We start from the raw sequence: 25,305 nt of genomic DNA, 5'->3' as shown, positions 1-25,305 counted from the left end.
CGAAAGTGGGGAGAGGTGGCTCGGCGAAGCCGAGACGGAGAGGGGGAACCGCGCTCTACGAAGGCCCCCTCTCCGGCCGCGGAGCCTGTCCTCGGGCTTGCCGAAGGCAAGACCCGTGGGCGGCCACCTCTCCCCCGCTTCGGTGGGCGAGGAACCCAGGTCTCGAGAGTCCCAGGGACAGCACCTCCTCCGGCAGCTTCGCCGACGGTGCTTGCTCCCACTTGCCTCGCTTTGCCCGCTCCTGTATGAAAACCGCATGAGCCCGCGCGCCACCTCTTTTGCGTCCCGTCCGACCGGCATGGCCGGCCAGACCGTTCGCGCGCTCGCCTCCACCCTGCTGCTTCTCGGCCTTATCGGCGATCGCCGGGTTCGCTGAAGGAGCGCCCGGCGGTCGAATTGCCGCTCACGCGCACGCTCCTTGGCCAGTCACAAATTGGCACGTCACATCAAGCGATCGAAATTCTGGTAAAGGCGCCGCTCGCCACCCATCCGCCTGAAGCTGGATCCGCGAGCCGCCGGGAGAAAAGACGATGAACGCACGAGAAGATATCCGTCTGAATGTAGAGGAAATCACCAAGTCTGCGGTAAAAGGCATGCCGGACGCCCCCCGCAAATACCAGCCCTATCCGACCGTCGGCCTTGCCGATCGCACATGGCCTTCGAAAGTGATCGACAAGGCGCCGATCTGGTGCTCGGTCGACCTGCGCGACGGCAACCAGGCGCTGATCGATCCGATGGGGCAGGAACGCAAGGCGCGCATGTTCGCCCTGCTGCTCGACATGGGTTTCAAGGAGATCGAGATCGGCTTCCCCTCGGCCTCGCAGACCGACTTCGATTTCGCCCGCTGGTGCATCGAACAAGGCAACGTGCCCGCCGACGTCTCGCTGCAGGTGCTGGTGCAGTGCCGGCCGGAACTGATCACCCGCACTTTCGAGGCGCTGAAGGGTGCCACCAACCCGATCGTCCATTTCTACAACTCGACCAGCGAACTGCAGCGCCGCGTCGTCTTCGAGAAGGACGTCGCCGGCATCAAGCGCATCGCCACCGATGCGGCCAAGATGATCACCGACATGGCGGCGAAGGCCGGCGGCGGCTACCGTTTCGAATATTCGCCGGAGAGCTTTACCGGCACCGAGCTCGAAGTGGCGCTGGAGATCTGCAACGCGGTCACCGAGATCGTCAAGCCGACGGCGGAAAACAAGCTGATCATCAATCTGCCCTCCACGGTCGAGATGTCGACGCCCAACATCTATGCCGACCGCATCGAATGGATGTGCCGCAACCTCGACAATCGCGAGAACCTGCTGATCTCGCTGCATCCGCACAATGACCGCGGCACCGGCATTGCCACCACCGAACTCGGCCTGATGGCGGGTGCCGACCGCGTCGAAGGCACGCTGTTCGGCAATGGCGAGCGCACCGGCAATGTCGACATCGTCACGCTGGCGCTCAACATGTACACGCAAGGCGTCGATCCCGGGCTCGACTGCTCTGACATCAACCGCATGAAGGACGTCTACGAATACTCCAACCAGCTGAAGATCCCCGAGCGCCACCCTTATGTCGGCGAGCTCGTCTACACCGCCTTTTCCGGCTCGCACCAGGACGCCATCAACAAGGGCATGAAGGCGCTGCGCAAGGCCAACACGCCGCACTGGGAGGTGCCCTATCTGCCGATCGACCCGGCCGATGTCGGCCGCAGCTACGAAGCCATCATCCGCATCAACTCGCAGTCCGGCAAGGGCGGCATCGCCTATGTGCTGCATGCGGATTACGGCCTCAACCTGCCGCGCAACCTGCAGATCGAGTTCAGCCAGGCTATCCAGGCGATCACCGACGCCGAAGGCAAGGAGGTGCCGGTCAAGCGCATCTACGAGGGCTTTCTCGACACCTATGTCGACCAGCCCGGCGCGCGGCTGAAGTTCCTCGACCACCACACCTATCCCGACACCGAGGTCAAGGGCCGGCGCGTGGTTGAAGCGGTGATCCTCGACAGGGGCAAGGAGGTGACCATTACCGGCACCGGCACCGGCCCGATCGACGGCTTCGTCGATGCGCTGTCGCGCCATGTCGGGGTGCCGATGTCGGTGCTCGATTATTCCGAGCATTCCATGCAGCGCGGCTCGAATGCCTCGGCCATTTCCTATGTCGAGATGGAACATCCGGGCGGCAAGCTGTTCGGCGCCGGCATCAACACCAACATCGTCGCCGCCTCGCTCGAAGCCGTGGTTTCGGCCGCCAACCGCATCGTCGGCCAAAAGCGCGGCTAGCCGAAACTGCCAGGCTCGCGCCATCAGCCCACCGGAAATTTATCCGGTGGGTACGCTATCGCACCATAAGCACATGCTTGTATGGCAGCGCCAGCGCTATATGATCGTACCTCAACCTGTGCCGGATTCGAAGGGATCGACACTTGCAGCATACCACGCCTGCCGCCCCCGCAGTGCGCGAAACGTTGGAGCGATTGCTTGCCAGCGAAACGTTCGGGCGATCCGAGCGTGCGCGCAAGCTGCTCCGTTACCTGGTCGAGCGCGAGCAGGCAGGCGAAGCCGACAGGCTCAAGGGCTTCTCCATCGCGATGGACGTTTTCGGCAAGGACGGCGATTTCGATCCGTCGACCGATGCGGTGGTGCGGGTGCAGGCCGGCAGGCTGCGCGAGCTTCTGCAGCAGTACTTTGCCAATGAGGGTGTTGCCGAACCGGTCCGCATCGCCATTCCGCGCGGCGGCTATGTTCCATCCTACGAACTCAACGTCATTCGCTTGCCGCCCGAGGTGGAGACCAAGCCGGGACCAGCAACAGAGGAAGCGGCGACAACCGTCCTTCCCGGATCGCCGGAAGATGCCCGCAACCGGGCACATCCGGCTGCATTGCTGAGCGTTCCAGCCCTCACCCCCGCCGCACCTTCGCTGCAGCGCCATTTGCAGTTCTTCTGGCTGGCGATCGCGCTGGTCATCCTCATGCTGGGCGTGCTGATCCTCCGCCAGGGCAGCGTGGTATTGCTGACCGGCGGCGACACGGCGGTCGAGACCGCGGTTGCGACCGGCAGCATAGCGGCGCCTCCGGTTGAAACCCTTCCCCAGGTTTACATCGCCATCAAGGCCGACAGCGACGCGGCTCGCCGCGTTGCCGCATCGCTGCGCGCCGGCCTTAGCGGCTTCGATACCATCAATTTCATCGGCCGTGATGCCGATAGCCCGCCGGATCCACTTACCGACGCCGCCAACTTCGTGTTCGATGTCCTGCCCGGGCCGCGCACCGGCGACATTGCGCTCGAGCTGCAAAGCGTGGCGACCGGCCGCGTGCTGCTGTCACGCAACCTGACCGCCGGCGACATCACGAACTCCGCCATCGAGGACCATATCTCCGACATTTTGAGCTCGGCTCTTCCCGCCTCGGGCACGATCTACAATTACATCGAGCAGAGCGGCATCCAGACCGGGCTGACGGCGTGTCTGGTGCTCAACGGCAAATATTATCTCGACCAGAACGCCAAGACGCACGAAGCCGCTTACCGCTGCCTCGAAGATCTTGCCAACCGGGAGGCGAAGTCGTCGCTCGTCTATTCGGAACTCGCGTCCTTGCATCTCGAAGCGGTCACCGACCACTACCCCTACCCCGCCGACGCGACGATCGAAAAAGCGATGACGTTTGCCCATCGCGCCATACAGATGGGCCCGACCAGCCCCTATGCGCACCGTGCCCTTGGTTATCTCAATTCGCGCATCGGCAATTCCGAGGAATCGATCCGCTGGATGCGCAAGGCCTACGAGCTCAATTCCTACGATCTCGCAATGGCCGCCGCCTATGGCTACGGGCTGATTTTCGCCGGCAGATACAGCGAGGGCACACCGATCCTTGCTCACGCGGTGGATATCGCCAGCGCCCATCCGACATGGTGGGATTACGGGCTGTTCGCCGGAGAGTTCATGATGGGCGACATGAACAAGGCCACGCTTGCCAGCGACGGCTTGCGAACGACGGAAATGAAATCGCATTATCTGGCGGCGCGGCTGATCGGTGCCAGGGCCGCCGGCCGCGAGAAGCTGACGAGCAGGCTTCTGCAAGAACTGACCACCAAATTCCCGAAATTCGCAGCCGATCCGCGCACGACCTTTGTCGAACGGAGATATCCCGCCGATCTGACCAACCGTCTGGTCGAGGCCCTGCGCGCCGCCGGGCTTGGCGGCGCCAGTTGACGTCTTCCGGCGCCTGAACGACGTCAGGTGATCGCGAAAATTTTACTGGCCATCCGCACGGCCAAAGCGCAATTCAGACACGATTGAACCGGCCCAAACGGATCGCGGCATAAAGACCAATCGCGGCACAAAGACTGATTCCCGGCATCCGGACTGATCCCGGCACAACCCATAAAGTTTGCATGACCCCATCCCTTTACGCTGCCGAACGGGGCACCGGCCCGACGACGATTGTCTTCCTGCATGGCTTCGGTGGCTGCCACGACGACTGGCGCGATGTCGTCGCGCCTCTGGCACCGGGCGCGCGGACCTTGGCCTACGATCTGCCGGGTCATGGCTTGTCGTTTGATTTTCCGGGCGGCGGTCCGGCCAGGATCGCGGCCAGTGCCGTCCTTGCGAACCTTTCCGCTCGCGGGATAAAGCGGGCCCATCTCGTCGGCCATTCGATGGGCGGCGCCGTGGCCGCCCTGATGGCATTGAGCGAGCCGGAAAGAATTGCCTCGCTGACGCTGCTGGCGCCGGGCGGTTTCGGTCCTGAGATCAATGGTCCGCTGCTGCGTCGCTACGCCGCCGCTGCCGGCACGGATGAAATCCGCGCCTGTCTTGCCGCCATGTCGGGACCGCAATGCTGGCCCCCGCAGCATAGGGTCAATCTCCTCAACGAAATGCGCCAGCGTCCCGGCCAGCTGCGGACACTTGTCGAGATCGCAGCGGCCATGACCAGGGATGATCGGCAAGGTGTCATCCGGCGCGAACGGCTCGAAACGCTGAACATGCCGGTCATGGTGGTTTGGGGAAGCGACGACGCGATGCTGCCCGTTAGCCAACCGGACGGCCTGCCGAAGCATTTTCATCTGCACCACGTGCTGGAAGCCGGCCATATGCTGGTCGAGGAAGCGCCCGGCCTGATCGTCGAGGCCGTCCGTCGCAATATGAGGCGCCGCAGCAGACGGCTTCGTCCAGGATTCGCTGCAGCGGCGAGCTGATCGGTCTTCACGCAGGCACGGCGGCGGCGCTGGTGCTCCTCCAGCGAACCCTTGCCGGTCCATCGATCTCGCAAGTGCATTTTGCCGGCGGCTGTGTTAATTCGGTGTTAACCAAACCCCGCGAGGCAACGCCGATGAAGGACGCAGGCGAGAACATCACCCAGATCGATCAGTCGCGAAAACTGTCCGATGCCATTCGCGACATCAAGAACGCCTTCGCCGACCGCGACGACGTCGTGGTCGACATGCGCGAAGCGCATCGCATGCGGCTTGATCTGCTTGCCGCTGAACTCGCGCCGGTCTTCGCCGACGTGCCCACCGACATGGACAGTTTCGACTTCGCCGTCTCGTCCGGCCTGCAGCCACGGCTGTGGATCGACGCCGTCAGCCATGTCGCCATGGGACGCGACCGTCGCACCTATCGCTTTCTCAAGGACACGCGCATCGGCCGCGTCGTGCTCGCCGAGTCGACCGAGATGAAGATCGTTGCCGATCAGGTGACGCGCTATGTCGCCGAGCGCGTCGTCGAACGCCAGAGAATGATGGAAGGCGGCATCGAGCAAGCCGTCGCCAGCCTGAAACGCGCCCTAGTGGCGGAGGCCGAGCCGCCGCTGCAGGTCCCTGCGCGCAGCAACGGCTGGTCGGCGTTCTTCGCGGGCCTCGGCCTGATCGCCGCCGGCGCCCTGGTCGGCCTAGCGGTTTCGCTCGTGCTGTTCTGGGACCGCATCGTCGCGATGAAAATCAGCTTTTAGAGCGACACGCTCCCAGCTGAATTCATCGCGCTCCGGCAAGCGTGGCGTCGGCCTCGACGCCAAGCTCCATTGTCTGCAGGTCGCTGGGCGGCAAGGCCGGCCCGGTCAGGCCGCGGCGCGTCAGCCTGATCCGCCAATCGTCCTTTTCACCGTCGATGTCGAGCAGATTGTATTGCGCCGGCGCATGCGAACTGCCGGGGGCCTGCCCGGTGGCGGCGACCCCGACCACCGGAATCTTGGTCTTGCGGGCACCAATGAAGAAGAGCGACGGCACATGCGAATGGCCGTGCAGCACAAGTTCGGCACCGTGCCGGTGAAGAACCTTGTGGAAGCGGGAGATGCCGAACAGCCGCTTGTTCTGCGAAACGGCGCCGCGCACCGGCGGGTGGTGGATCATGATCACCCGGAACAGGCCTCGCTTGCCTGTGGTGTCGAGCATGTCGCGCAGCCTTTCCGCCTGGCCTTCCAGAAAGAAGCCGTTGGCCATGAACGGAGCCGTGGCGCGCGCCGTCGAGACGCCGATCAACGCAACATTGCCGCGTACGCGCAGATAGGGAAAGGTGTTGCGGTCGACCGGCGTATTGACGCCGTCGCCGGTCATCCACGCAGCCCAGGACCGGCAGGTCTTGTCGAAGGCGCCCGGCACATAGGCGTCATGGTTGCCCGGCACGACCGATACGTCATTGGGCGAGCCCAGCGTCTCCAGCCAGTGTTTGGCCATCTCGATCTCGCCGTCGAGCGCCAGATTGACCAGGTCGCCGGTGATCGTGAGATGATCCGGTCCGCTGGCCTTCATGTCGGCGACGATCGTGTCGATGACGGCATCATGCATGTGGCGGCGGCGGTTGCGCTGCCAATTGACGTAGCCGACCACGCGCTTGGAGGCGAGATCGCGATAGGTTACATCGGGAAGCGGCCCCAGATGGACATCGGAAATATGCGCGAGCCTGAACATCCTTTCTTCATAGGCGACACGCGCGCCGCTTTCCACTCACGGTTTCGCGGACGATGACGACGCCGGATCCGGAGCAAGCCCTGCGTCAGACCGGCTGGCCGGGCTTCCGGGCAAGGCTGTTTCACTTGTATTTCGTACTGCGGCGGCCGATGACGCTCGGCGTGCGCGGCCTGATCCACGACCGCCGCTCCAATTCCGTCTTCCTCATCCGCCACACCTATGTTCCGGGCTGGCACCTGCCCGGCGGCGGTGTCGAGTTGGGCGAGACGATGACCGAGGCGCTGACGCGCGAACTGTTCGAGGAAGGCAACATCGCGCTGACTGGACCGCCGGTGCTGAAATCTCTGCATTTCAACCGCCGGGCCAGCCGCCGCGACCATGTCGGCCTCTATCTGGTCGAAGAGTTCGACCAGCCAGCACCTAAGCTGCCCGACCGCGAGATCGCCGAAGCCGCCTTCTTTCCGCTCGACCGCCTGCCCGAGGGAACGACGCCGGCGACGCTGCGGCGGATTAACGAGATTTTCGACGGCGCGGCGGTCTCGCCCTACTGGTAGATCACGCCGCCTTCCTGAACCGGTCGCGGTCGTGCAGCGCCGCTAGTCGAGCTCTGGCCCGACCGGCACGATGCGCGTCGGGTTGATGGTCTCGTGGCTGCGGTAATAGTGCGACTTGATGTGGTGCAGGTTGACCGTGCCGGCGACGCCGGGCACCTGATAGAGGTCGCGCAGATAATTCGACAGATTCGGATAGTCGGCGATGCGGCGCAGATTGCATTTGAAATGGCCGACATAGACCGGGTCGAAGCGGAGCAGCGTCGTGAACAGCCGCCAGTCGGCCTCGGTGATGTGGCCGCCGACGAGATAGCGGTGCTTTGACAGGCGGTTCTCCAGCGTGTCGAGTGCCGAGAACAATTCGCCGAACGCCTCCTCGTAAGCGCCCTGCGTGGTGGCGAAGCCTGCACGGTAAACGCCGTTGTTGACCGAGGGATAGACCAGCGCATTGACCGCATCGATCGCGCCGCGCAACGGTTGCGGATAGAAGTCGAGCTTGGCATCGCCCCATTCGTCGAAGGCCGAATTGAGCATGCGGATAATCTCGGAGGATTCGTTGGACACGATGGTCCGCTCGCGTTTGTCCCACAGCACGGGAACGGTGACCCGGCCCGAATAGCCGGGATCGGCCCTGGTGTAGATCTGGTGCAGGAAATCGAGGCCGTAGAGCGTGTCGCCGGTGGCGCCGTCCTCGGCCAGGAACGTCCAGCCGTCGGCGCCCATGAAATGATGAACGACCGAGACGGAAATCACGTCCTCGAGTTTTTTGAGCACGCGAAAGATCAGCGTCCGATGCGCCCACGGGCAGGCGAGCGAGACATAGAGGTGATAGCGGCCGGGCTCGGCCTTGAAGCCGCGTTTTCGCCCTTCGGCCGGCGCGCCGTCGCGCGTCACCCAGTCGCGCCACTGCGACTGCGCCCGCACGAATTTGCCGCCGCTCTCCCCGGTATCGTACCAGCGGTCCTGCCATTGGCCTTCGACTAGCAATCCCATGAAATGTCCTTTCGCGTTCCTGCCCGATGTAGGGCATGAAATGGACCTGCCGAAATCGCCAGCGCTGAACAGATCGTCAACCGCTGCGCCGTCGAGTGCAACCGGCCGATTGCGGCGGCTGAAAATTGGTGCTAGCGGACAATCCGCATGTTCGACTTTGCCGTGATCCGGTTCGACCGACGACGAAAGAGCGCCCGCGCTTGATGAAGCGCTGACTGGCGAACGCTGCCGCTTGCAGCAAACCTTTCCTCGCATACCGGAACGCAAAGACCATGAGCCTTGCCGACGTGAAATACCTGCCGGAAACTCCGGCGCATGATTCTGAAATCGAAGCCATCAATGACGAGGCCTTCGGGCCGGGCCGTTTCGTGCTCGCCGCCTACAAGATTCGCCAAGGTGGCCCGCATGAAAGCGCTTTGTCCTTCGTGGCCGTCGATGGCGCAACCGTCGTCGCCTCGGTCCGGATGACGCGCATCGCCGCCGGCGCCGGCCGCGCGCTGATGCTCGGGCCGCTCGCCGTGCAGCCGGCCTTCAAAAATCTCGGCATCGGCCGCCGGCTGGTGGCAATCGCCCTGCAAGCCGCCGCCAAGGCTGGCGCGCCGGCCGTGATGCTGGTCGGCGACGAACCCTATTACGGCCCGCTCGGCTTCAAGAGGCTCCCGCGCGGGCAGATCTCGATGCCACGTCCGGTCGACCCCGACCGGCTTTTGGCGCACGAGATCGTGCCGGGCGCGGTGGCAAAGCTGGTGGGAGAGGTTTGCCACGCCGACCAGGCAAGGATTGCCGAGCACATCGCCGCGATGGCGTGACCATGCCGGTGCTGTTGTACGGTGGCTTCGCAGCATAGTCTGGGCACAGAGGAGGACCGTCGAGATGAACCCGAACGGCCAGATTGCGATCGTCACCGGTGGCGGCTCTGGCCTTGGCGAGGCGACGGCGCGCGCACTTGCCGCCAGCGGCGCCAGCGTTGCCGTCCTCGATCTCGGCATCGAGCGTGCGGCGAAGGTGGCGGCCGACATCGGCGGCATCGCCGTCCGATGCGACGTGAGCAACGCGGAGAGCGGTGCCGCTGCAGTCGCGGACGTGGTGGCAAAGCTTGGCGGACCGCGCATCCTGATCAATTGCGCCGGCATCGCCATCGGCGTGAAGACGATCGGCAAGGACGGACCGCATCCGCTCGACCAATACCGCAAGGTGATCGAGGTCAATCTGATCGGCACCTTCAACATGATCCGCCTGGTTGCCGACCGGGCCGCCAGGCTCGAACCGCTGCAGGGCGGCGAGCGCGGCGTTATCGTCAACACCGCATCGGTCGCGGCCTATGACGGCCAGATCGGCCAGGCGGCCTATTCGGCGTCGAAGGGCGGCGTCGTCGGCATGACGCTGCCGGTGGCGCGCGATCTCGCCCGCTCCGGCATTCGCGTCTGCACCATCGCGCCCGGCATTTTCAGGACACCGATGATGGCTGGCATGCCGCAGGAGGTGCAGGATTCGCTCGGTGCCGCGGTGCCCTTCCCTTCCCGTTTGGGCGAGCCTTCCGAATATGCCGCACTTGCCTTGCACATCATCGAGAACCAGATGCTCAACGGCGAGACCATTCGGCTTGATGGCGCCATCCGCATGGCGCCGAAATAAACGCGACGGTGGTGCTTTGGACAAACCCAAGAAAGACGTAATCCGCGAGACCGACGCCGAGGCGATCAGGCTGGCAAAGACGCTGATCCGCAGCGCCCGTTTCGGCGCGCTGGCGGTGATCGAACCAGGAACCGGTTCGCCGCTGGCCAGCAGGGTCGGCGTCGCCACCGACATCGACGGCACGCCGCTGATCCTGGTCTCGATGCTGTCCGCCCATACCGGCGCCATTCTTGCCGACCCGCGCTGCTCGTTGCTCGTCGGCGAGCCCGGCAAGGGCGATCCGCTGGCGCATCCGCGATTGACGCTGGTCTGTCGGGCCGTGCGGCTGCAGCGCGGCTCGAACGAGCACGCCCGCACCGAGCGGCGCTATCTCAACCGCAATCCCAAGGCAAAGCTCTATGCCGGGCTCGGCGACTTCTCGATTTTCCGGCTCGAACCGGAGCGCGCCAGCCTGAACGGCGGCTTCGGCAAGGCCTATCTGCTCGACCGCACCGATCTGGTCGCGACGGGAGCGATCGTCGAAGAGCTTGCCGCCGGCGAGCAATCGGCACTCGACCATATGAACGCCGACCATCTTGATGCGATTGCCCTCTATGCGGGCCATTTCGGCGGCGCCAGTGGCGACGGCTGGACCGTCGCCGGCTTCGACGCCGATGGCATGGATCTCGTATCGGGCGACAATGTCTGCCGGGTCTTCTTTCCCAATCCGCTGCAGGCGGCACGCGACCTCAGGCCTGTTCTGGTCGACATGGCAAAGGCTGCCCGTTCGGCAAATTGAACACAGCTGGACAGTTAATCGGCTTGCATGGAAAGCAAGCCTTGAGATTTGAGCGAAATGTTCTACCTTTGCGAGTGACGCTGAATCGCTGGCGTGCAATCTACTGGGAAGTCTATGGAATCAGACGCTATTGCCCCCATAGCGTCAGATGAGCAGGAAGGCATGGGGGATCGATGGTCTCGAACAAGCTAGTCGCCAACGCCGGAGCCGCGGCCGCGTTTCTGACGCTGATGGGTAACGAAAAACGTTTGTTGATCATGAGCTATCTGGCCGAGGGCGAAATGTCGGTCGGCGCCATAGCCGAGAAAGTGTCGCTCAGCCAATCCGCCCTGTCACAGCATCTGGCCAAGCTGCGGGCATCCGACCTTGTCGAGACCCGCCGCGATCGGCAAATGATCTATTATTCCTGCAAATCCGACGCCGTGCGCGAACTGCTGCATATGCTGGACGGCATTTTCGGGGAAGGTGAGCTGTCGCAGATGGCTTACCGGCTGCGTCGCGCCGGGACCTGAGCGCCGGAGCGGGGATGCTCCCGCCAAATCCGTTTGGCTGCCAAGTCCGCCTTGCTACTCAGCGCGCTGGTCGGCGGCCTGCGCCACCTCGTCCTTGAAGTCGACCTTCGTGCCCGGCTGCACCATGGAGGCAAGGTCTTCGGCATCCCAGTTGGTCAACCGGATGCAGCCATGCGAAAAGGTCGTGCCGATCTTGCCTGGCTCGGGCGTGCCGTGGATGCCATAGCTTTCGATGGAGAGATCGATCCAGACCGATCCCACGGGATTGTTCGGCCCGGCAGCGATTGTGAAGGGCCGCTTGGTCTTGACTCCCTTGAAAGCGAAGTCCGGATCATAGTGATAGGTGGGATTGTGAACCACGCGCTTGACCTCTGCCATGCCGCTTGGCGCCGGCTTCTCATCGCTTCCAATGGAGGCGGCGTAGACCGCCAGCCATTTGCCGGCACGGTCGAGCACACGCACCAGGCGAGCGCCCTTGTCGATCTCGATGCCGGCGACGCCGGCGGGAGGGTCGCTCCTGTCGACATCAGGCACCACCAAGGTCGTGCCGGGCTTCCTGGGCCGGGCGCCCGGATTGAGCATCCTGAGCAGCTGTTCGCTGATATGGAAGCGCTCAGCCAACCTCTCCACCGCATTGCGGTAGCCGAGCCGCCGTAAGCGGGCCATCCTCTCCATGCGAGCCGGAATACGCTTGGTGAAAGGTCCGCGCACATCCTTGCGCATCACCTCATAGGTCACCAGCACCGGCTTGGCGGAGGTTGCGATGAGCTTGCTCCAGGTCTGTGGACTGAGCTTGCCATCAGGCGGAAGTCCGTTTGCCGCCTGAAAGGCGGCAACGGCCTTGGCGAAGTTCTGGGAACGGCGACCGTCGATCAGGCCCGGCGAGAAGCGGGCGCGATCCAGAAGGATCTGCGCCTTCAGCAGCATCGGATCGACACCCTTCGGTTCGCCGATAGTGAATTGGGCCTGATTGACGGTGGCTGGATCGAGCTTGGCCGCGTGCGCGCCGCATGCGAAGGCAAGCGTCGCGGCGAAGACGAGGAGGAGCCTGATCATCGATGTCCTCCGTGGACTGCAACAGGAGCCCGCTTCTATGACGCGGCACGGCCCCGTGTGGTTCCGTCGCTCGATCGAAATTCTGAATTGAAGCGGCCTGGCTGAAGAGCCGTGCCGCGGGAAACAAAATCTCCGCCTCGCCAGGAGGCCAAGCGGAATCGTAGCTGTGTCCAGTGGATTTGACCGTTAGAGCGACGTGCATCCGTTTGGACGCTGAGATACGGTCTGAACTTCGGATCCGGCATCGTGCCTTCCGAAACCGAATTCCGATTTGCGGCCGACGCCATGGTCCGCCGAGGAACCCATGAACCTCATCCGCATCGACGACCCGCAGGATCCCCGCGTCGCCGCCTATCTCGACATCCGCGAACGCGATCTGGCCGGCCGCCAGGGCCGTTTCGTCGCCGAAGGCAAGGTGGTGCTCGACACCCTGCTTGCCGCCCGGCGCTTCGAGGCAGAATCGATATTGGTGCTCGAAAACCGGCTGGCTGGCCTGGACGAGATTTTGCGAAAGGCGCCTGCGGGGCTTCCGATCCATGTCGCGTCAGGCGAAGTCATGGACAGGATTGCCGGATTCCACATGCATCGCGGCATATTGGCGATCGGCCGCAAGGGCGCGACGCCGTCCGCCGAGGCCTTGCTTGGCGCACTGCCCGCCCGCGCGCTGATCGTGGTGCTGGTCGGCATCGCCAATCATGACAATATGGGCTCGATCTTCCGCAATGCCGCCGCCTTTGGCGCGGATGCCGTGCTTCTCGATCCGACCTGCTGCGACCCGCTGTACCGCAAGGCAATCCGCGTCTCGGTCGGCGCCGCCTTGAAGGTCCCCTTTGCCTCCTTTGCCGACGCCGCCGGCTGCACCGCAATGCTCGACCGGCAAGACTTCAGCCAGTTCGCGTTGTCGCCGCGCGGGCAGATCGACATTCGCGATGCCAAGAGAAACGAGCGGCTGGCGCTTTATCTCGGCACCGAGGGCGAAGGCCTGCCGGAAAGCCTGCTTGCCCGCCTGCAGACGCTGCGGATCGGTATGGCGGAAGGCTTCGACAGCCTGAACGTCGCGGCTGCATCGGCCATTGCACTTCATCATTTTTCCGGAATTTGAGTCGGGCATTTTGCGGCCAAGTGGCGGTATTTCAATTGGTCGAAGCCGCCTTCTGCAGCGCCCGCACGCGGTCGGCAAGGCTGCGCCCGCCACTCTCCGACCGCGTATCCTCAGGCGCTGCCAGCGCCCGGGCGATCGGCGAATCCGGCCCGTCGAGCTTCGCCGTCAAGGCCACGACTTGCGCCGCAAGATCGTTCATCTCCTCGCGCAATGCCGCATTGGCACGGCCCGTATCGTCTCCGGCTTGCGATTTCGACGTTTCGGAGGCAGCAAGATCCGTCTTCAGCCTCCTGTTCTCGCGAGCCAGCGACGTCAGTCTGGCCTCCAGCCGCTCGCGATCGCCATCGAGCTTGGCGGTTGCCTTTTCGACGTCGTCGCCGTTGGCGGGCGTGCTGACCTGGCTGCCTGGCACGCCGGCAAGGCGCACCGCAGGCGCGCTTTCAGCGCCTCTAGGCTTTTCGCGAAGGCGCGCCAGTTCCTTTTCGCGGCGCTCCAGCCTGTCCTCGCGATCGGCCAGCGTGGCGAGCAGGCGTTCGACTTTCTTTTCCAGTTCACCGGTTCTTTTCTTCTCGGCCTTCAGCGCGTCCCGCAAGGCCTTGCTCTCGGCTGCCAACTCCTGGCTGCGCCTGTCCGCTTCCTTGCGCTGGCCGCGCAGCAGCGAAATGTCGCTTGCCAGCTTCTGCAGCTCGGATTCGCGCGCCACCAGCTCGATTTGCCGGCTGCTGGACGAGAAACTGGCATCGTCATACATGTGCTCCAGTTTTCGCAGTTCGAGCCCGCGTTTTTCGAGCGCGCGCTCGGTTTCCGCAAGCCGCTCCGACAGCTGCTGCAGCTGCTCATCGCGCTTGCGAAGCTCCTCGCTCCTGGTTGTGAGGTCGGCGACGACCCGGTTCTTGTCCTGCCGCTCGGCCGCCAATTCCTTCAGGGCTTCGCGGTTGCGGCCGATCTCGACCAGCTGTTCGGCCGCTTTCTCGCGCAATGACTTGATGGTCATTTCGAGCCGTCGCGCCGAAACGGCAAACTCGGCGCGGACGCGATCCTTGTCCGCCTGGATCTCGGCCAGCGTCAGCGGCATCGAGCCCTCGACGCGTCTGCGCGTCAGCACCACCGCCCGCCGCCAGACGGCCGGGGCAATCATCAGCGCCAGAAATCCCGCGCAGAGAAAGCCAAGGACAAAGAACAGGATGGACTGGACCAAGGTGACTATCCGTTATGCATGGCGGGCCGTTATGCATGGCAGGCCGCTATATATGGCACGCAACGGCCAAAGTTGGACTTTGCCATCATCGCATGACGGAAATCCGACGCCGCGGCAAGGGTATGCCGCAGCAAAGCTCAGCCTGTCAGTCACAGGTCCATAGCAATGACGCAATCATGCCGTCAGAACGGATTCCAGGTCGCGCGCTGGGTGAGCTTGAGGTAGCCGAGATTGACGCCGAGCCGGGCGCCGACGCCGGTACGGATCGGCACGAGCAGCACATTGTTGTTCTTCAGCACGTTGAAACCGACGCCGGCGATGACATAGGCGGAGCCGGCCACGCCGCCAAAACGGTTATAGAGGCTGCTCACATCGTCGAGATTGTAGACCAGCATCATCACGCGCGAGCCCTCGCCGCCGAAATCCCAGCCGAGCGACGGGCCTTGCCAGAACACTTTGTGATCGCCGGCATTCTTGGTGTAGAGCGTGCCTTCACCATAGGTCAGGCCACCGATCAGCGCCCCGGAGCCCTCTTCGCCGAGCAGATAGCCGTTCGGCAGGCCATAGGTGGCGAAAATCTTCTCGACGACGGTGGCGAGCCCACCCGATGTCGCGCCGAAGAATTTGTGACCGGAATCGACGATTTCCTGGGCGGTATATTCCTGAGCCCGCGCGGCCGATGTCGAAAAGGCGACAAGGCCGATGAGGGCGATCGTCATTGAGATGACACGGAAAAAAGTCCGGTCGTAGAATCGGGAAAACATGCTTCCAATCTCCGTCAGGGAGCACCTTCGCCGACGCCTCGCACCCGTACGGCTCTTTGGCGGCCGTTAAGGATGACTGTTAGGGGCAAACTATGCCGTAATCCTTTTTCAACCATTAAACTCTCACATGAAGATGGCGGTTCGAAGGCTGTTTTGCACCGCCCGCGCAGCACCCATGCTGCGTGAACACACCATTTTCGACAATCATAATTTTGGATTTGTTGCTGCACGCCCAAGCGCTGTGTATTCAGAATGCTTGGGAGAGAGCGTGATTCGTGTGGACAGGCGTGATCATGATCGCCCGGTCATTTTGTTGTGAAATTTGCAGGGATTTTTGCCGATGGCCGAGCTTTTCACCCTTTCCGCACCCGACCTGGCAGCGCTGCTGTGCAGCCGGGTCTGCCACGACATCATTTCGCCGGTCGGCGCCATAAACAACGGGCTTGAGCTGCTCGACGAAGGCGGCGCCGACGAAGACGCCATGAAGCTGATCCGCCAAAGCGCCAAAAACGCCTCCGCCCGCCTGCAATTCGCCCGCATCGCCTTCGGCGCCGCCGGTTCCGCCGGCATGTTGATCGACACCGGGGACGCCGAGGCCGTCGCCATCGCCTTCCTGAAGAACGAGAAGCCGGAACTGGTCTGGAACGGGACCCGCGCGCTGTTGCCCAAGAACAAGGTCAAGCTGCTGCTCAACCTCATCCTCGTCGCCAACGCTGCCATTCCGCGCGGCGGCAGGCTGGTGGTCACGCTGGAGAACCTCGAGACCGAGCCGCGCTTTGCGCTCGCTGCGAGTGGCCCGATGCTGCGCGTGCCGCCCAACTTCCTGGAATTGCATTCCGGCCACAGACCGGAAGAGCCGATCGACGCGCATTCGGTGCAACCCTATTACACGCTGCTTTTGGCCCGCGAAGCCAACATGACGATATCGATCCATGCGACCGCCGACGAGATCGTCCTTTCCGCAGCCTGAAGTTCTCCGAAAGAGCGGGAAAGTATTTTCTCCAAGTCATATTTGCGGCGTTGCCTTAACATCTGTGGGGCGGGCTTGCAGATTGATTGCGTGAAGCATTGCGAAAGAAGATTTCGCTTAAAACACCTTCAGGAAAATTTTACCTAACGGCTTTTCGGCTTCTTTACCAGATCGGCCTATGTTCCCCGGCAGATGCCACGACGCTGCCGGTTCGCGGCATGGCAAAGAGGGGTCCGGGAATGAAACGCTGCATGTTCGTCGACAATTCGAGCGTCATCAGGAAGGTTGCAAAGCGTATCCTGGGCGGCTCCGGCATGATGGTGATCGAAGCCGCCAGCGGCCATGAGGCGATCGAGATGTGCACTGCCGACATGCCGGACATCATCGTTGTCGATGGCGCCTTGCCGGACATGCAGGCGCAGGAACTCATCCGCCGCGTGCGCTCCATGGAAAGCCCGGTATTGCCGCAAGTCTTGATTTCGCTGGTCGAGGTCGACGTCGGGGCGATCATGCGGGCAAAACGCGCCGGCGCCCAGGGCTACCTGCTGAAGCCGTTCAACCGGCCGCAATTGCTCGAGTGCTTCCGCGCCTTGAAGATTGCCGCCTGATCAGAGCCTGTTCCATCCTGACGAAATCGGGATGGGTTCTATCTTATTGTTTTACTGTGTTCTTTTCCGAAAACCGGCATCCACTTTCGGGATCTAGTTCAGGCGCTGACCCGGATATCTTCCGGCTCACGCAGCACATAGCCGCGGCCCCAGACGGTCTCGATGTAATTCTGCCCGCCCGACGCGGCGTCGAGCTTCTTGCGCAGCTTGCAAATAAAGACGTCGATGATCTTCAGCTCCGGCTCGTCCATGCCGCCATAGAGATGGTTGAGGAACATTTCCTTGGTCAGCGTCGTGCCCTTGCGCAGCGAGAGCAGCTCCAGCATCTGATATTCCTTGCCGGTCAGATGCACGCGCTGGCCACCGACTTCAACGGTCTTGGCATCGAGATTGACCACCAGGTCACCGGTGGTGATGACCGACTGGGCGTGGCCCTTGGAACGCCGCACGATGGCATGGATGCGGGCGACCAGTTCGTCCTTGTGGAAGGGCTTGGTCATGTAATCGTCAGCGCCGAAGCCGAGGCCGCGCACCTTGTCCTCGATGCCGGCCATGCCGGAGAGAATGAGGATCGGCGTCTTCACCTTGGAAAGGCGAAGTGTTCTCAAAACTTCATAGCCCGACATGTCGGGGAGATTGAGATCGAGGAGAATGATGTCGTAATCATAAAGCTTGCCTAGATCGACGCCCTCTTCACCAAGATCGGTCGTATAGACATTGAAACTTTCTGATTTCAGCATCAGCTCGATGCTTTGTGCGGTTGCACTGTCGTCTTCTATCAGCAGAACGCGCATTTCATTCCCCTTTTCTGCTGCCGGACCATTTCACGACCCGTCCAGGACCGGAGCAGTGATTGCCTGAGCAGAGGCTGCCATCGAATGGTTAATAAAACCTAATTCCCCGTCCATGACGGTATCAGATTTTTTAACCCCTTTCTACACCTCGTTGAATCCAATAATGAATCACAGACCTAAACCGTTAATGCAGCACATTAATAAGCCAGACTAAGTGACTCTTCGGACTCGTTGGCCGGGTTTCGCGACGAGTAGCAGAATTTTTACCCGCCCTTAAGTCCTGAGCCGTATGATTAACAATGCCCGTAAACGAATGGTTACCGCCGGCAAAAAACTTTAGGAATTTGTTTCCCATAGTTCCGGGAAAGCCGGTGGAAACGGGTGAAGCCTGGGCCTTGCCGGGTGAATTGGACGATATGTGCAGGTGTGCGTTTCCGGGAGTACCGAATCATGAAGTCACGTGAAAACCTCGTTCGGCTGAAGCAATTTCAGGTGAGCGAGAAGCGGCGGCAGCTGCTGCAGCTCGACATGATGATCGCCGAGTTCGAGCGCATGGCCGTCGAGCTGGAACTTCAGATCGCCGCCGAAGAGAAGAAGGCCGGCATCACCGACATCAATCATTTTGCCTATCCGACCTTCGCCAAGGCGGCACGCCTGCGCCGCGACAACCTCAGGAATTCGCAAAGCGACCTCGCCCAGCAGCGAAATGTCGCCGAATCATTGCTGAGCGAAGCTGAAGCCGAACTTTCCAAGGCCGAGATGCTCGAATCGCGCGACACGAAGGCGCGCGACACGGAAGCCGGCGGCCGCAGCGCCATGATCGGCTGAAAACAAGGCTTTAAAGCGCGTCGCGCTTGAGCGCTACTGCGGCGCACCGAACGGTGCCGGCCTCAGGCACCCAAATCTCCTTGCTGTTCCGCCGCCCGCGCGCGGGCGTCCTTGATGTAGGGCACATGCTGCCCCGACCAGGCCCTGATCTGGTTGAGCAGCCCGGCCAGGTTCTGGCCGAGTTCTGTCAACTCGTATTCGACGCGCGGTGGAATGACCGGGAACACCTCGCGCCGTACCAGGCCGTCGCGCTCGAGGATGCGCGTCTGCGTCAGCATTTTCGGCGTGATGCCTTCCGAGCTTGCGCGCCAATTCGCCGTTGCCGCGAGGTGGTGCTGATCTGAACCGAAGGTTCTCACCCCGGCAAAATAGCCAAAAGTTCTCGCTCCGGCAAAAACGACCGAAGGGTTCTCGCCCGACAAACAAAAGGGCGCAGACCGCGCCCTCCATCATTGCTCAGACCGAGTTAATGCCGGTATTGCTGGATGCGCGTGGTGCGCAGCCCGGCAAGGCCGTATTCATCGATCGACGCCTGCCAGGACAGGAATTCCTCGGTGGTGAGCTTGTAGCGCTGGCACGCCTCTTCGAGGCTCAAAAGCCCGCCACGTACCGCCGCCACCACTTCCGCCTTGCGCCGGATAACCCAGCGACGTGTGTTCGTCGGCGGCAGATCGGCGATGGTAAGTGGGCTGCCGTCTGGCCCGATAACGTATTTGACTCGCGGTCTAATTAGATCGGTCATCGTACTCTCTACAAAAAACTCAAAGACCCAATCCCCACCACATTACCGCCACAGCTTTAAAATTTGCCTAAGCAGACCCTAATGGTTAGGTAAGGATCATGAACGCCGCGTTAGTCTTTTCGTCGGCATTTGAGACATTTGCCGGCAAGCGCGTTGAGCCCGGCCGGAAAAAATGAGCTGGCCCGGCAAAGCTGGCGCAGCCGAAAGGCTTGACCTATATTCCGGCCATTGGCATTGAAGCGCCGCGCAGAACGAAAGAACCATGAACAGCCTCGATCTTCCCGGACGCCCCGAAAACACCCGTGTCGTCGTCGCCATGTCGGGCGGCGTCGATTCGTCGGTCGTTGCCGGTCTTTTGAAGCGCGAGGGCTACGACGTCGTCGGCGTCACGCTGCAGCTCTACGACCACGGCGCGGCAACGCACCGGGCCGGCTCGTGCTGCGCCGGCCAGGACATCCACGATGCCCGCCGCGTCTCCGAGACGCTTGGCATCCCGCATTACGTGCTCGACTACGAGGAGCGCTTCCGCAAGGCGGTGATCGACCCGTTCGCCGAGAGCTATGTCGCCGGCGAAACGCCGATCCCTTGCGTCTCCTGCAATCAGACGGTGAAATTCGCCGATCTTCTCGCGACCGCCAAGGAACTCGGCGCCGACGCGCTGGCCACCGGCCACTACATCCGTTCCGGTGCCAACGGCGCCCATCGCGCGCTTTACCGGCCGGTCGACGCCGACCGCGACCAGAGCTACTTCCTGTTTGCCACCACCCAGGCGCAGATCGACTATCTGCGCTTTCCGCTCGGCGGCCTGTCGAAGCCGCAGGTTCGCGCCATCGCCGAGGAGATGGGACTGAGCGTCGCCGCCAAGCAGGACAGCCAGGACATCTGCTTTGTGCCGCAGGGCAAATATTCCGACATCATCGCCAAGCTGAAGCCGGCTGCCGCCAATCCGGGCGACATCGTCCATATAGACGGGCGCGTGCTTGGCCGCCACGAAGGCATTTTGCGCTACACCGTCGGTCAGCGCCGCGGCATCGGCATCGCCTCCGGCGAGCCGCTCTACGTCGTCCATCTCGACGCCGACCGGGCCCGCGTCGTCGTCGGTCCGCGCGAGGCGCTGGAAACCCACAAGATCTTCTTGCGCAACATGAACTGGCTGGGCGATGGCCCGCTGGCCGATATCCCGGCGGCCGGGCTGGAGCTTTTCGCCAAGGTGCGCTCGACACGGCCGCCGCGTCCGGCCGTGCTGCATCACCGCGCCGGCGTCACTTTCGTGGAGCTGGTCGACGGCGAGTCCGGCATCGCGCCCGGTCAGGCCTGCGTGCTCTATTCCGACGACGGCAACGAGGCGCGCGTGTTCGGCGGTGGCTTCATCGAGCGCTCCGAGCGCGGCGCCGAAGCCGAGGCGATGTTGACGCGGCTTGCCGTCCAGCCGGCGCGGGTTCCCGCCGAATAGACAGCGGTCGTTCTCAAGGCCCATCCCCTCGGGGCCTGGTCTCTCAAAGTCTGTTTCTCAGAATCTATTTCTCAGGGCCGATTTTCTCAGGGCCTGCTGTGGGCGACGGTGCCCGCGGTCAGGATGCGCAGCACCCGGATGGCTTCCTCGCCGCTGGTGCGCGGTTCGGCCCGCGTCTCGATGCAGTGGATGAAATGCTCGAGCTCGCGCGTCAGCGGCATGCCCTCGCCGACCGCGACATAGGACGGCTCGTTGGCGGTAAACGCCCATTGGCCGCTGTCCTGCCACACCGCGTGGCGGTAGACGGCAAGCTTGCGTTCCCACGGCTCGACATCGTCGAACACCGCCATCGCCTTTGTGCCGACAACGGTCAGCCGGCGTTCGCGGTAAGGATTGAGCCGCGAGGCGAACAGATGGCCGCGCAAGCCGTTGGGAAAGCGCATGTGCAGATGCGCGAAGTCGCTGAGATTGTCGAGAAGGGCAGCCCCCTCGCCGCGCACCTCGACCGGCTCAGTGCCGGTGATGGCCAGGATCATCGACAGGTCGTGCGGCGCCAGATCCCACAGCGCGTCGTTCTCGGTGTGGAACTTGCCGAGCCCGAGCCGGTGCGAGTGGATGTAGCGGACCTCGCCAAGCTCGCCATTGTCGATCAGCGCCTTCAGCGTCTCGAAGGCGGGATGAAAGCGCAGCACATGGCCGACCATGAACACACGGCCATTGTCGGCGGCAGCCTTCACCGACCGCTCGGCATCGGCCACCGTCAGCGCGATCGGCTTTTCCACCAGCACGTCCTTGCCGCCGAGCACCGCGCGCACAGCCATGTCGGCATGGAACTGCGGCGGCAGCGCCATGACGATGGCATCGACGTCATCACGGGCAAACAGCGCCTCCGGTTCGATCGCCAGGCAATCCTGCTCGCTGGCGAAACCTTCCGCACGCGCAGGGTTGACGTCCGAAACCGCGTGCAGCGCGCCGAGCGCCTTGAGGGTACGGATGTGGTTGCTGCCCCAGTATCCGCAACCGAGGACTGCAATGCGCGGTTTCATCAATTTCTGACCATGACTTTCGTGGCCGAGACATAGCGGCGTGCCTCGCCGAACTCAACCCCGGCCTGTGCGCTCAAATGTCTGCCCGGCAGAGCTTTAGGGCAGGCGGAATATGCCGACGCTGCAGCCACTTCGATGCTTGACAGGCTTGCCGTCGCAACCTTATATCCGCGCGACCTTGGCGAACGTGTCGATATGCCTGCCGATTTAAGCTGGATTTCGGGCCTTCGCCGCCCTGGCGGGGTAGCTCAGTTGGTTAGAGCACGGGAATCATAATCCTGGGGTCGGGGGTTCAAGTCCCTCTCCCGCTACCACCTTTCACCACACTCCTTTGACGCCGTTGGGAAAGGCATCCTCGCCCAAGAGCGCGGTGAGACGCCCGGCGATTTCGACTTCAATGCCGCCGATCCTTGATGGATCTCGAAACACAGTAACAGTTTCGATCAAGTCCCGCATCGCCTCTGCAGTTTCGGAATCGCCGGCCACAACGCCTTCGGCAAGCCCTGTTTGAAGCTGGTTTAGTTGACGAGGATCGCTGGTGTCTACAAGATACTCAGCCAGAACAGGGCTGGCACCCTCGATCTGCCGCCTTTTCTCGTTGCGGAAACGTGTATGCTGCAGCTTAGCGCGCTGTTTCCGCCCGGGTGGAGCTAGGCTGTCAGTTTAGTGAAGTCGTGGCGCCGCGCGCGAACATGTGCCAGCAAATTTGTTTCGTTTACGACCCCTGATTGAAAGAGATTCAGCGTGGTCGAGGCCAGAATCTGACCGTCTATCGAAGTGCTGTACCATTTAGCGTCGGCGGTTATCTGGTCGACAACCCGCTGGCAAATCGCCCGATCTTTAGGTCTAAGGAACTGACTTTTCAGCGCTCGTAGCATCTCGATGCCTTTAAAGGGGAGTCACTTGTCTCCCACGCGACACCCATGTGGGTCTCCCGAGAATGGATACTAAACGCATCTAGACAGAAAATTGCCATTCGTTTGAGTGGTACCGATGTGGGGCGTTGGGTCGATGACGTGGTTGCGATCCCGGCCGCGGTACGGAGGCGGGTCACCGACGACCGCATCAGGGATACACGCACTTCCTTAGGGGCGGCCCAGCAGCTTGGGTTAGGGGGGCCGCTGGGCCTGACCAGCGAGCGTTCGGGAATGCTCGACTGGCTGGTCTTCGAGCGGCCCACACGACTTTATCGCGACCATGAGCAGGGCCTTCGCCCCTGCCCCATCAAACGTCAAAACGCTTTCCAGGGTTCACCTCCAGGACCGCTTTGTCGGCTTTTGTGTGCCCCTCGTACTCGCCCGCAAGGGACGCTCCGCTCTTCGCCCTGGCCAGCTGCGTGCGAGCGTCACGGCCGGCCTCCGCGCGGCTCCGGGGTTCACCACAAAAGGAGCGGGAGGCCCGGAGCTGACTTCATCGATTCAACAAGGGTAATTTGTGCGATTGTGGAGACTTCCAGGATGGCTCAAACGGGAGCGCGCGGTTGATCCCATTTCACACGACTTCTTCACACGATGTGTTCACATGCCATGACGTTATGATGTGAAACTACGATGTGATTGAAATATCACACCCTTGGATAGTGAGGCGTGATCGCATCGTGTAAAAGCGCCATACGAAGCCAAGCATTCACGTCGTTTGGAAATGCTGTTTGCCCAAGAGGAGGCATGAGCGTGGCGACGGCCTGCCGTGTTCGGCTTTGGGGACGGCAAAAGAGGGATCAGACATGCCTCAACGAATTTGCGCGATCAGCGGCAAAGGCGGTGCCGGCAAGACGACGGTCATTATCCTCGTTGCCGGCGAGTACGCTATTCAGAGAAAGAAGGTTCTTCTGATCGACGCCGATCCGCGTCAGAACCTCGCCGAATGGTGGAAGCGATGTGAGGCCAAGGACAATCTTCCGGCCAACATCGAGCTGCACAGCGCGGCAACGCAGCGAAGCATTGAAACCGTTCTTGCCGAACAGGACGGCGCCTATGACCTAATCCTGATGGACTCACCGGGCGTCGACAGCGTCATCCGCGATACGATCATCCGCAACTCCGACCTGGTGCTGACGCCAATTCAGCCGAACCAGGATGAAATCAAGGCGGCCGGCGAAGCCGCCAACATCACGGCGGATATTGGCGATAGGGAGGGGCGTACGATTCCCCACGTCAACGTGGTGACGCGCATCGCCCTTCCGGGCCGCGTTCTCGAGGCTTACAGGCTGATCCGTCCGTTCATCGCCAATCTTCGCGCCAATGGCTATGAATCGACGTTGATGGAAACCAAGCTCGCCGAAAGAAATTGCTACCGCGAAATCCGCAACGGCCTCGGCACCTTGCAGATGCTCGAGCTGACCGACCCGGTCATGAAGGGTCGCGCGGAGGTCGCGGCGTTTGTGACTGAGCTGGATCGCCATGTCGCGGCAAACCGGGAAAAGGTGGGAAATGTCTAAGCCAGGCAAACTGTCCGTCTCTGACTTCCCTATCGCACCGCGGCGGCCGAAGCCGGCGACATCCAAAGCCACAATGAAACCAGCCTCTGTGTCGGAAGAGGCAGAGGCGGGAATGACTGCGCGGAAACCAACAGCGGTGCCGATTTCAGCAGCGGATGCGACAAGGGAACGGCCGCGGCGCGGTCTGCCAAATCCGAGCAGTGACGAGCGCAAGAGCAAGGCGATCGAACGTGCTCTTTCTCAGGAGAAGGGGCGCGCCTGCGCGACCTCAAACGAGCGCACGCGCGAGAAGCCAAGCACTACGTCAATTGCCCGCTGGACTACGACACGAAAATGCGACTGCAAAAGGCCGCCTTCGACAACGACATCAAGATGATGGTGATCATAAAGGCAGCCATCGACCAGTTCCTCCGCGACAACGGCTATTGATCCATGGGCGGTTCGAAGCCTCCTGCTCGGGATGACGATCGGTATCCTTATTGGCATCTACGCCGCACCGTTGATCGGTCGCCGAGGCTTCGACTTTGGTGAAGGCTCAAAAGCCGCTTCTCCATTGAACGGGCTTATGGAATCCGCTGTCGATGCGGCCATCCGGCCATCTGACGAAACCGCCAAAGGCGAGCTGTTTCGCTTATCCAATTGGGATATCTCAATGCACGGGACTGGATCGACGGTTGCCGTGAAGCGATGTATTAGTATTGGCAAAGATTCTATCGCGTGCGAACTCCTAGCGCATCTGGGGTGGGTCGATGGGGAAAAACTTGTCGAAGCTGTGTTCGAGGGAAAGCCGGGTGCTTGGCGAATGGTTGCAGCCAAGGCGCACTGATTTTCTCTCAGTGGGCAGTGCCTAGGTTGTTTGATCTCAGGTTTTAATGGCGCACCATTGTCGTCCGAATCAAAGGACGCGCTATGGGACAGATTCTACACGGCCGCGCCACGACGACAGA

General features: G+C 62.1%; 25 protein-coding genes, 1 tRNA gene and 1 pseudogene. 17 read left to right on the top strand and 10 right to left on the bottom strand.

Translation table 11 applies throughout. From position 1 onward, the window contains the following. The first annotated feature begins 530 nt into the window (after window positions 1-530). The 4 genes from leuA to NKJ08_RS31850 all read left to right on the top strand — a co-directional run bounded on the left by leuA (window position 531) and on the right by NKJ08_RS31850 (window position 5,936). Window positions 531-2,270, top strand: a complete 1,740-nt coding sequence (gene leuA / locus NKJ08_RS31865; RefSeq protein WP_352779817.1) for a 2-isopropylmalate synthase — start codon at window positions 531-533, stop codon at window positions 2,268-2,270. Window positions 2,271-2,413: 143 nt separating this feature from the next. Then, entirely contained in the window at window positions 2,414-4,198 is a 1,785-nt protein-coding gene (locus tag NKJ08_RS31860; RefSeq protein WP_352523096.1) for a tetratricopeptide repeat protein, read from the top strand. 182 nt (window positions 4,199-4,380) lie between these two features. Then, window positions 4,381-5,184, top strand: a complete 804-nt coding sequence (locus NKJ08_RS31855; protein WP_352523095.1) for an alpha/beta fold hydrolase — start codon at window positions 4,381-4,383, stop codon at window positions 5,182-5,184. A gap of 134 nt (window positions 5,185-5,318) precedes the next feature. Beyond that, window positions 5,319-5,936 carry a hypothetical protein gene (locus NKJ08_RS31850; RefSeq protein WP_352523094.1) on the top strand — a complete coding sequence of 206 codons (618 nt, stop codon included), beginning with the start codon at window positions 5,319-5,321 and terminating at the stop codon, window positions 5,934-5,936. Window positions 5,937-5,958: 22 nt separating this feature from the next. Here the strand turns inward: NKJ08_RS31850 and NKJ08_RS31845 are convergent, their stop codons facing one another. Further along, window positions 5,959-6,891 (bottom strand): metallophosphoesterase family protein, encoded by a 933-nt coding sequence (locus NKJ08_RS31845; protein ID WP_352523093.1) that lies wholly within the window; start codon window positions 6,889-6,891, stop codon window positions 5,959-5,961. A gap of 53 nt (window positions 6,892-6,944) precedes the next feature. Here NKJ08_RS31845 and NKJ08_RS31840 point away from each other — a divergent pair, with 53 nt between their 5' ends. Next, entirely contained in the window at window positions 6,945-7,445 is a 501-nt protein-coding gene (locus NKJ08_RS31840; RefSeq protein ID WP_352523092.1) for an NUDIX domain-containing protein, read from the top strand. Between the two features lies 1 nt (window position 7,446). On the opposite strand, the pseudogene NKJ08_RS31835 reads toward NKJ08_RS31840, so the two are convergent. After that, window positions 7,447-8,435 (bottom strand): annotated as a pseudogene (locus tag NKJ08_RS31835) (glutathione S-transferase family protein). A gap of 272 nt (window positions 8,436-8,707) precedes the next feature. Here NKJ08_RS31835 and NKJ08_RS31830 point away from each other — a divergent pair. From NKJ08_RS31830 to NKJ08_RS31815, 4 genes are all read left to right on the top strand, one after another. Beyond that, window positions 8,708-9,244 (top strand): GNAT family N-acetyltransferase, encoded by a 537-nt coding sequence (locus tag NKJ08_RS31830; protein WP_352523090.1) that lies wholly within the window; start codon window positions 8,708-8,710, stop codon window positions 9,242-9,244. 64 nt (window positions 9,245-9,308) lie between these two features. Next, window positions 9,309-10,070 carry a 3-hydroxyacyl-CoA dehydrogenase gene (locus NKJ08_RS31825; protein WP_352523089.1) on the top strand — a complete coding sequence of 254 codons (762 nt, stop codon included), beginning with the start codon at window positions 9,309-9,311 and terminating at the stop codon, window positions 10,068-10,070. A 16-nt stretch (window positions 10,071-10,086) separates the two neighbouring features. Next, window positions 10,087-10,848, top strand: a complete 762-nt coding sequence (locus NKJ08_RS31820; RefSeq protein ID WP_352523088.1) for a HugZ family pyridoxamine 5'-phosphate oxidase — start codon at window positions 10,087-10,089, stop codon at window positions 10,846-10,848. Between the two features lie 173 nt (window positions 10,849-11,021). Then, on the top strand, window positions 11,022-11,360 hold the full coding sequence (locus NKJ08_RS31815; protein ID WP_352523087.1) for an ArsR/SmtB family transcription factor: 339 nt from the start codon (window positions 11,022-11,024) through the stop codon (window positions 11,358-11,360). 54 nt (window positions 11,361-11,414) lie between these two features. Here NKJ08_RS31815 and NKJ08_RS31810 read toward each other — a convergent pair whose 3' ends face one another. Then, window positions 11,415-12,416: a L,D-transpeptidase gene (locus NKJ08_RS31810; RefSeq protein ID WP_352523086.1), complete on the bottom strand. Its 1,002-nt coding sequence runs from the start codon at window positions 12,414-12,416 to the stop codon at window positions 11,415-11,417. A gap of 304 nt (window positions 12,417-12,720) precedes the next feature. Between NKJ08_RS31810 and NKJ08_RS31805 the strand changes: the two genes are divergently transcribed. Then, entirely contained in the window at window positions 12,721-13,518 is a 798-nt protein-coding gene (locus NKJ08_RS31805) for a TrmH family RNA methyltransferase (protein WP_352523085.1), read from the top strand. A 31-nt stretch (window positions 13,519-13,549) separates the two neighbouring features. On the opposite strand, the gene NKJ08_RS31800 is transcribed toward NKJ08_RS31805, so the two are convergent. Both NKJ08_RS31800 and NKJ08_RS31795 read right to left on the bottom strand, forming a co-directional pair. Further along, on the bottom strand, window positions 13,550-14,716 hold the full coding sequence (locus NKJ08_RS31800; protein WP_352523084.1) for a coiled-coil domain-containing protein: 1,167 nt from the start codon (window positions 14,714-14,716) through the stop codon (window positions 13,550-13,552). Window positions 14,717-14,898: 182 nt separating this feature from the next. Next, entirely contained in the window at window positions 14,899-15,435 is a 537-nt protein-coding gene (locus NKJ08_RS31795; RefSeq protein ID WP_245278600.1) for a DUF1134 domain-containing protein, read from the bottom strand. A gap of 385 nt (window positions 15,436-15,820) precedes the next feature. On the opposite strand from NKJ08_RS31795, the gene chpT reads away from it, so the two are divergent. Together chpT and NKJ08_RS31785 are read left to right on the top strand one after the other, a co-directional pair. Continuing rightward, window positions 15,821-16,450, top strand: coding sequence for a histidine phosphotransferase ChpT (chpT, locus tag NKJ08_RS31790; protein ID WP_352785038.1), 630 nt, complete (start codon window positions 15,821-15,823; stop codon window positions 16,448-16,450). A 239-nt stretch (window positions 16,451-16,689) separates the two neighbouring features. Next, window positions 16,690-17,058, top strand: coding sequence for a response regulator (locus tag NKJ08_RS31785; protein ID WP_352523082.1), 369 nt, complete (start codon window positions 16,690-16,692; stop codon window positions 17,056-17,058). Window positions 17,059-17,156: 98 nt separating this feature from the next. Here the strand turns inward: NKJ08_RS31785 and ctrA are convergent, their stop codons facing one another. Beyond that, window positions 17,157-17,852, bottom strand: coding sequence for a response regulator transcription factor CtrA (gene ctrA, locus NKJ08_RS31780; protein ID WP_006203583.1), 696 nt, complete (start codon window positions 17,850-17,852; stop codon window positions 17,157-17,159). A gap of 450 nt (window positions 17,853-18,302) precedes the next feature. Here ctrA and NKJ08_RS31775 point away from each other — a divergent pair, with 450 nt between their 5' ends. Next, window positions 18,303-18,680 carry a flagellar export protein FliJ gene (locus NKJ08_RS31775; RefSeq protein WP_023719275.1) on the top strand — a complete coding sequence of 126 codons (378 nt, stop codon included), beginning with the start codon at window positions 18,303-18,305 and terminating at the stop codon, window positions 18,678-18,680. Window positions 18,681-18,742: 62 nt separating this feature from the next. On the opposite strand, the gene NKJ08_RS31770 is transcribed toward NKJ08_RS31775, so the two are convergent. Next, on the bottom strand, window positions 18,743-18,958 hold the full coding sequence (locus tag NKJ08_RS31770) for a winged helix-turn-helix transcriptional regulator (protein ID WP_352523081.1): 216 nt from the start codon (window positions 18,956-18,958) through the stop codon (window positions 18,743-18,745). A 188-nt stretch (window positions 18,959-19,146) separates the two neighbouring features. Continuing rightward, complete coding sequence (sciP, locus tag NKJ08_RS31765) at window positions 19,147-19,422, bottom strand: CtrA inhibitor SciP (protein WP_023679563.1); 276 nt, start codon at window positions 19,420-19,422, stop codon at window positions 19,147-19,149. 262 nt (window positions 19,423-19,684) lie between these two features. On the opposite strand from sciP, the gene mnmA reads away from it, so the two are divergent. Then, window positions 19,685-20,875: a tRNA 2-thiouridine(34) synthase MnmA gene (mnmA, locus tag NKJ08_RS31760; RefSeq protein ID WP_352523080.1), complete on the top strand. Its 1,191-nt coding sequence runs from the start codon at window positions 19,685-19,687 to the stop codon at window positions 20,873-20,875. An 86-nt stretch (window positions 20,876-20,961) separates the two neighbouring features. Here mnmA and NKJ08_RS31755 read toward each other — a convergent pair whose 3' ends face one another. Next, entirely contained in the window at window positions 20,962-21,921 is a 960-nt protein-coding gene (locus NKJ08_RS31755; protein WP_352523079.1) for a Gfo/Idh/MocA family protein, read from the bottom strand. A gap of 237 nt (window positions 21,922-22,158) precedes the next feature. On the opposite strand from NKJ08_RS31755, the gene NKJ08_RS31750 reads away from it, so the two are divergent. Next, window positions 22,159-22,235 (top strand) — tRNA-Met (locus NKJ08_RS31750). A gap of 4 nt (window positions 22,236-22,239) precedes the next feature. Here the strand turns inward: NKJ08_RS31750 and NKJ08_RS31745 are convergent. Further along, window positions 22,240-22,407, bottom strand: a complete 168-nt coding sequence (locus NKJ08_RS31745; protein WP_352779823.1) for a hypothetical protein — start codon at window positions 22,405-22,407, stop codon at window positions 22,240-22,242. Between the two features lie 1,237 nt (window positions 22,408-23,644). Between NKJ08_RS31745 and NKJ08_RS31740 the strand changes: the two genes are divergently transcribed. Together NKJ08_RS31740 and NKJ08_RS31735 are read left to right on the top strand one after the other, a co-directional pair. After that, window positions 23,645-24,358 (top strand): ParA family protein, encoded by a 714-nt coding sequence (locus NKJ08_RS31740; RefSeq protein WP_352523078.1) that lies wholly within the window; start codon window positions 23,645-23,647, stop codon window positions 24,356-24,358. 460 nt (window positions 24,359-24,818) lie between these two features. Further along, the gene (locus tag NKJ08_RS31735; protein ID WP_352779825.1) at window positions 24,819-25,184 is read left to right on the top strand and encodes a hypothetical protein; all 366 of its coding nucleotides are present in this window, start codon (window positions 24,819-24,821) and stop codon (window positions 25,182-25,184) included. Window positions 25,185-25,305: the final 121 nt, after the last annotated feature.

Origin of the sequence: Mesorhizobium sp. M0244, from assembly GCF_040321795.1 — a bacterium.
In the GTDB taxonomy this organism is placed as follows: domain Bacteria; phylum Pseudomonadota; class Alphaproteobacteria; order Rhizobiales; family Rhizobiaceae; genus Mesorhizobium.
This window is presented reverse-complemented; position numbering and strand designations above follow the sequence as displayed.

Bases quoted from the DNA above. Each gene is read 5' to 3' on its own strand.
- leuA (WP_352779817.1), top strand. From the start codon at position 531: ATGAACGCACGAGAAGATATCCGTCTGAATGTAGAGGAAATCACCAAG.
- NKJ08_RS31855 (WP_352523095.1), top strand. From the start codon at position 4,381: ATGACCCCATCCCTTTACGCTGCCGAACGGGGCACCGGCCCGACGACG.
- NKJ08_RS31850 (WP_352523094.1), top strand. From the start codon at position 5,319: ATGAAGGACGCAGGCGAGAACATCACCCAGATCGATCAGTCGCGAAAA.
- NKJ08_RS31845 (WP_352523093.1), bottom strand. From the start codon at position 6,891: ATGTTCAGGCTCGCGCATATTTCCGATGTCCATCTGGGGCCGCTTCCC.
- NKJ08_RS31840 (WP_352523092.1), top strand. From the start codon at position 6,945: ATGACGACGCCGGATCCGGAGCAAGCCCTGCGTCAGACCGGCTGGCCG.
- NKJ08_RS31830 (WP_352523090.1), top strand. From the start codon at position 8,708: ATGAGCCTTGCCGACGTGAAATACCTGCCGGAAACTCCGGCGCATGAT.
- NKJ08_RS31825 (WP_352523089.1), top strand. From the start codon at position 9,309: ATGAACCCGAACGGCCAGATTGCGATCGTCACCGGTGGCGGCTCTGGC.
- NKJ08_RS31815 (WP_352523087.1), top strand. From the start codon at position 11,022: ATGGTCTCGAACAAGCTAGTCGCCAACGCCGGAGCCGCGGCCGCGTTT.
- NKJ08_RS31810 (WP_352523086.1), bottom strand. From the start codon at position 12,416: ATGATCAGGCTCCTCCTCGTCTTCGCCGCGACGCTTGCCTTCGCATGC.
- NKJ08_RS31805 (WP_352523085.1), top strand. From the start codon at position 12,721: ATGAACCTCATCCGCATCGACGACCCGCAGGATCCCCGCGTCGCCGCC.
- NKJ08_RS31795 (WP_245278600.1), bottom strand. From the start codon at position 15,435: ATGACGATCGCCCTCATCGGCCTTGTCGCCTTTTCGACATCGGCCGCG.
- chpT (WP_352785038.1), top strand. From the start codon at position 15,821: ATGGCCGAGCTTTTCACCCTTTCCGCACCCGACCTGGCAGCGCTGCTG.
- NKJ08_RS31785 (WP_352523082.1), top strand. From the start codon at position 16,690: ATGAAACGCTGCATGTTCGTCGACAATTCGAGCGTCATCAGGAAGGTT.
- ctrA (WP_006203583.1), bottom strand. From the start codon at position 17,852: ATGCGCGTTCTGCTGATAGAAGACGACAGTGCAACCGCACAAAGCATC.
- NKJ08_RS31775 (WP_023719275.1), top strand. From the start codon at position 18,303: ATGAAGTCACGTGAAAACCTCGTTCGGCTGAAGCAATTTCAGGTGAGC.
- NKJ08_RS31770 (WP_352523081.1), bottom strand. From the start codon at position 18,958: ATGCTGACGCAGACGCGCATCCTCGAGCGCGACGGCCTGGTACGGCGC.
- sciP (WP_023679563.1), bottom strand. From the start codon at position 19,422: ATGACCGATCTAATTAGACCGCGAGTCAAATACGTTATCGGGCCAGAC.
- mnmA (WP_352523080.1), top strand. From the start codon at position 19,685: ATGAACAGCCTCGATCTTCCCGGACGCCCCGAAAACACCCGTGTCGTC.
- NKJ08_RS31755 (WP_352523079.1), bottom strand. From the start codon at position 21,921: ATGAAACCGCGCATTGCAGTCCTCGGTTGCGGATACTGGGGCAGCAAC.
- NKJ08_RS31740 (WP_352523078.1), top strand. From the start codon at position 23,645: ATGCCTCAACGAATTTGCGCGATCAGCGGCAAAGGCGGTGCCGGCAAG.
- NKJ08_RS31735 (WP_352779825.1), top strand. From the start codon at position 24,819: ATGACGATCGGTATCCTTATTGGCATCTACGCCGCACCGTTGATCGGT.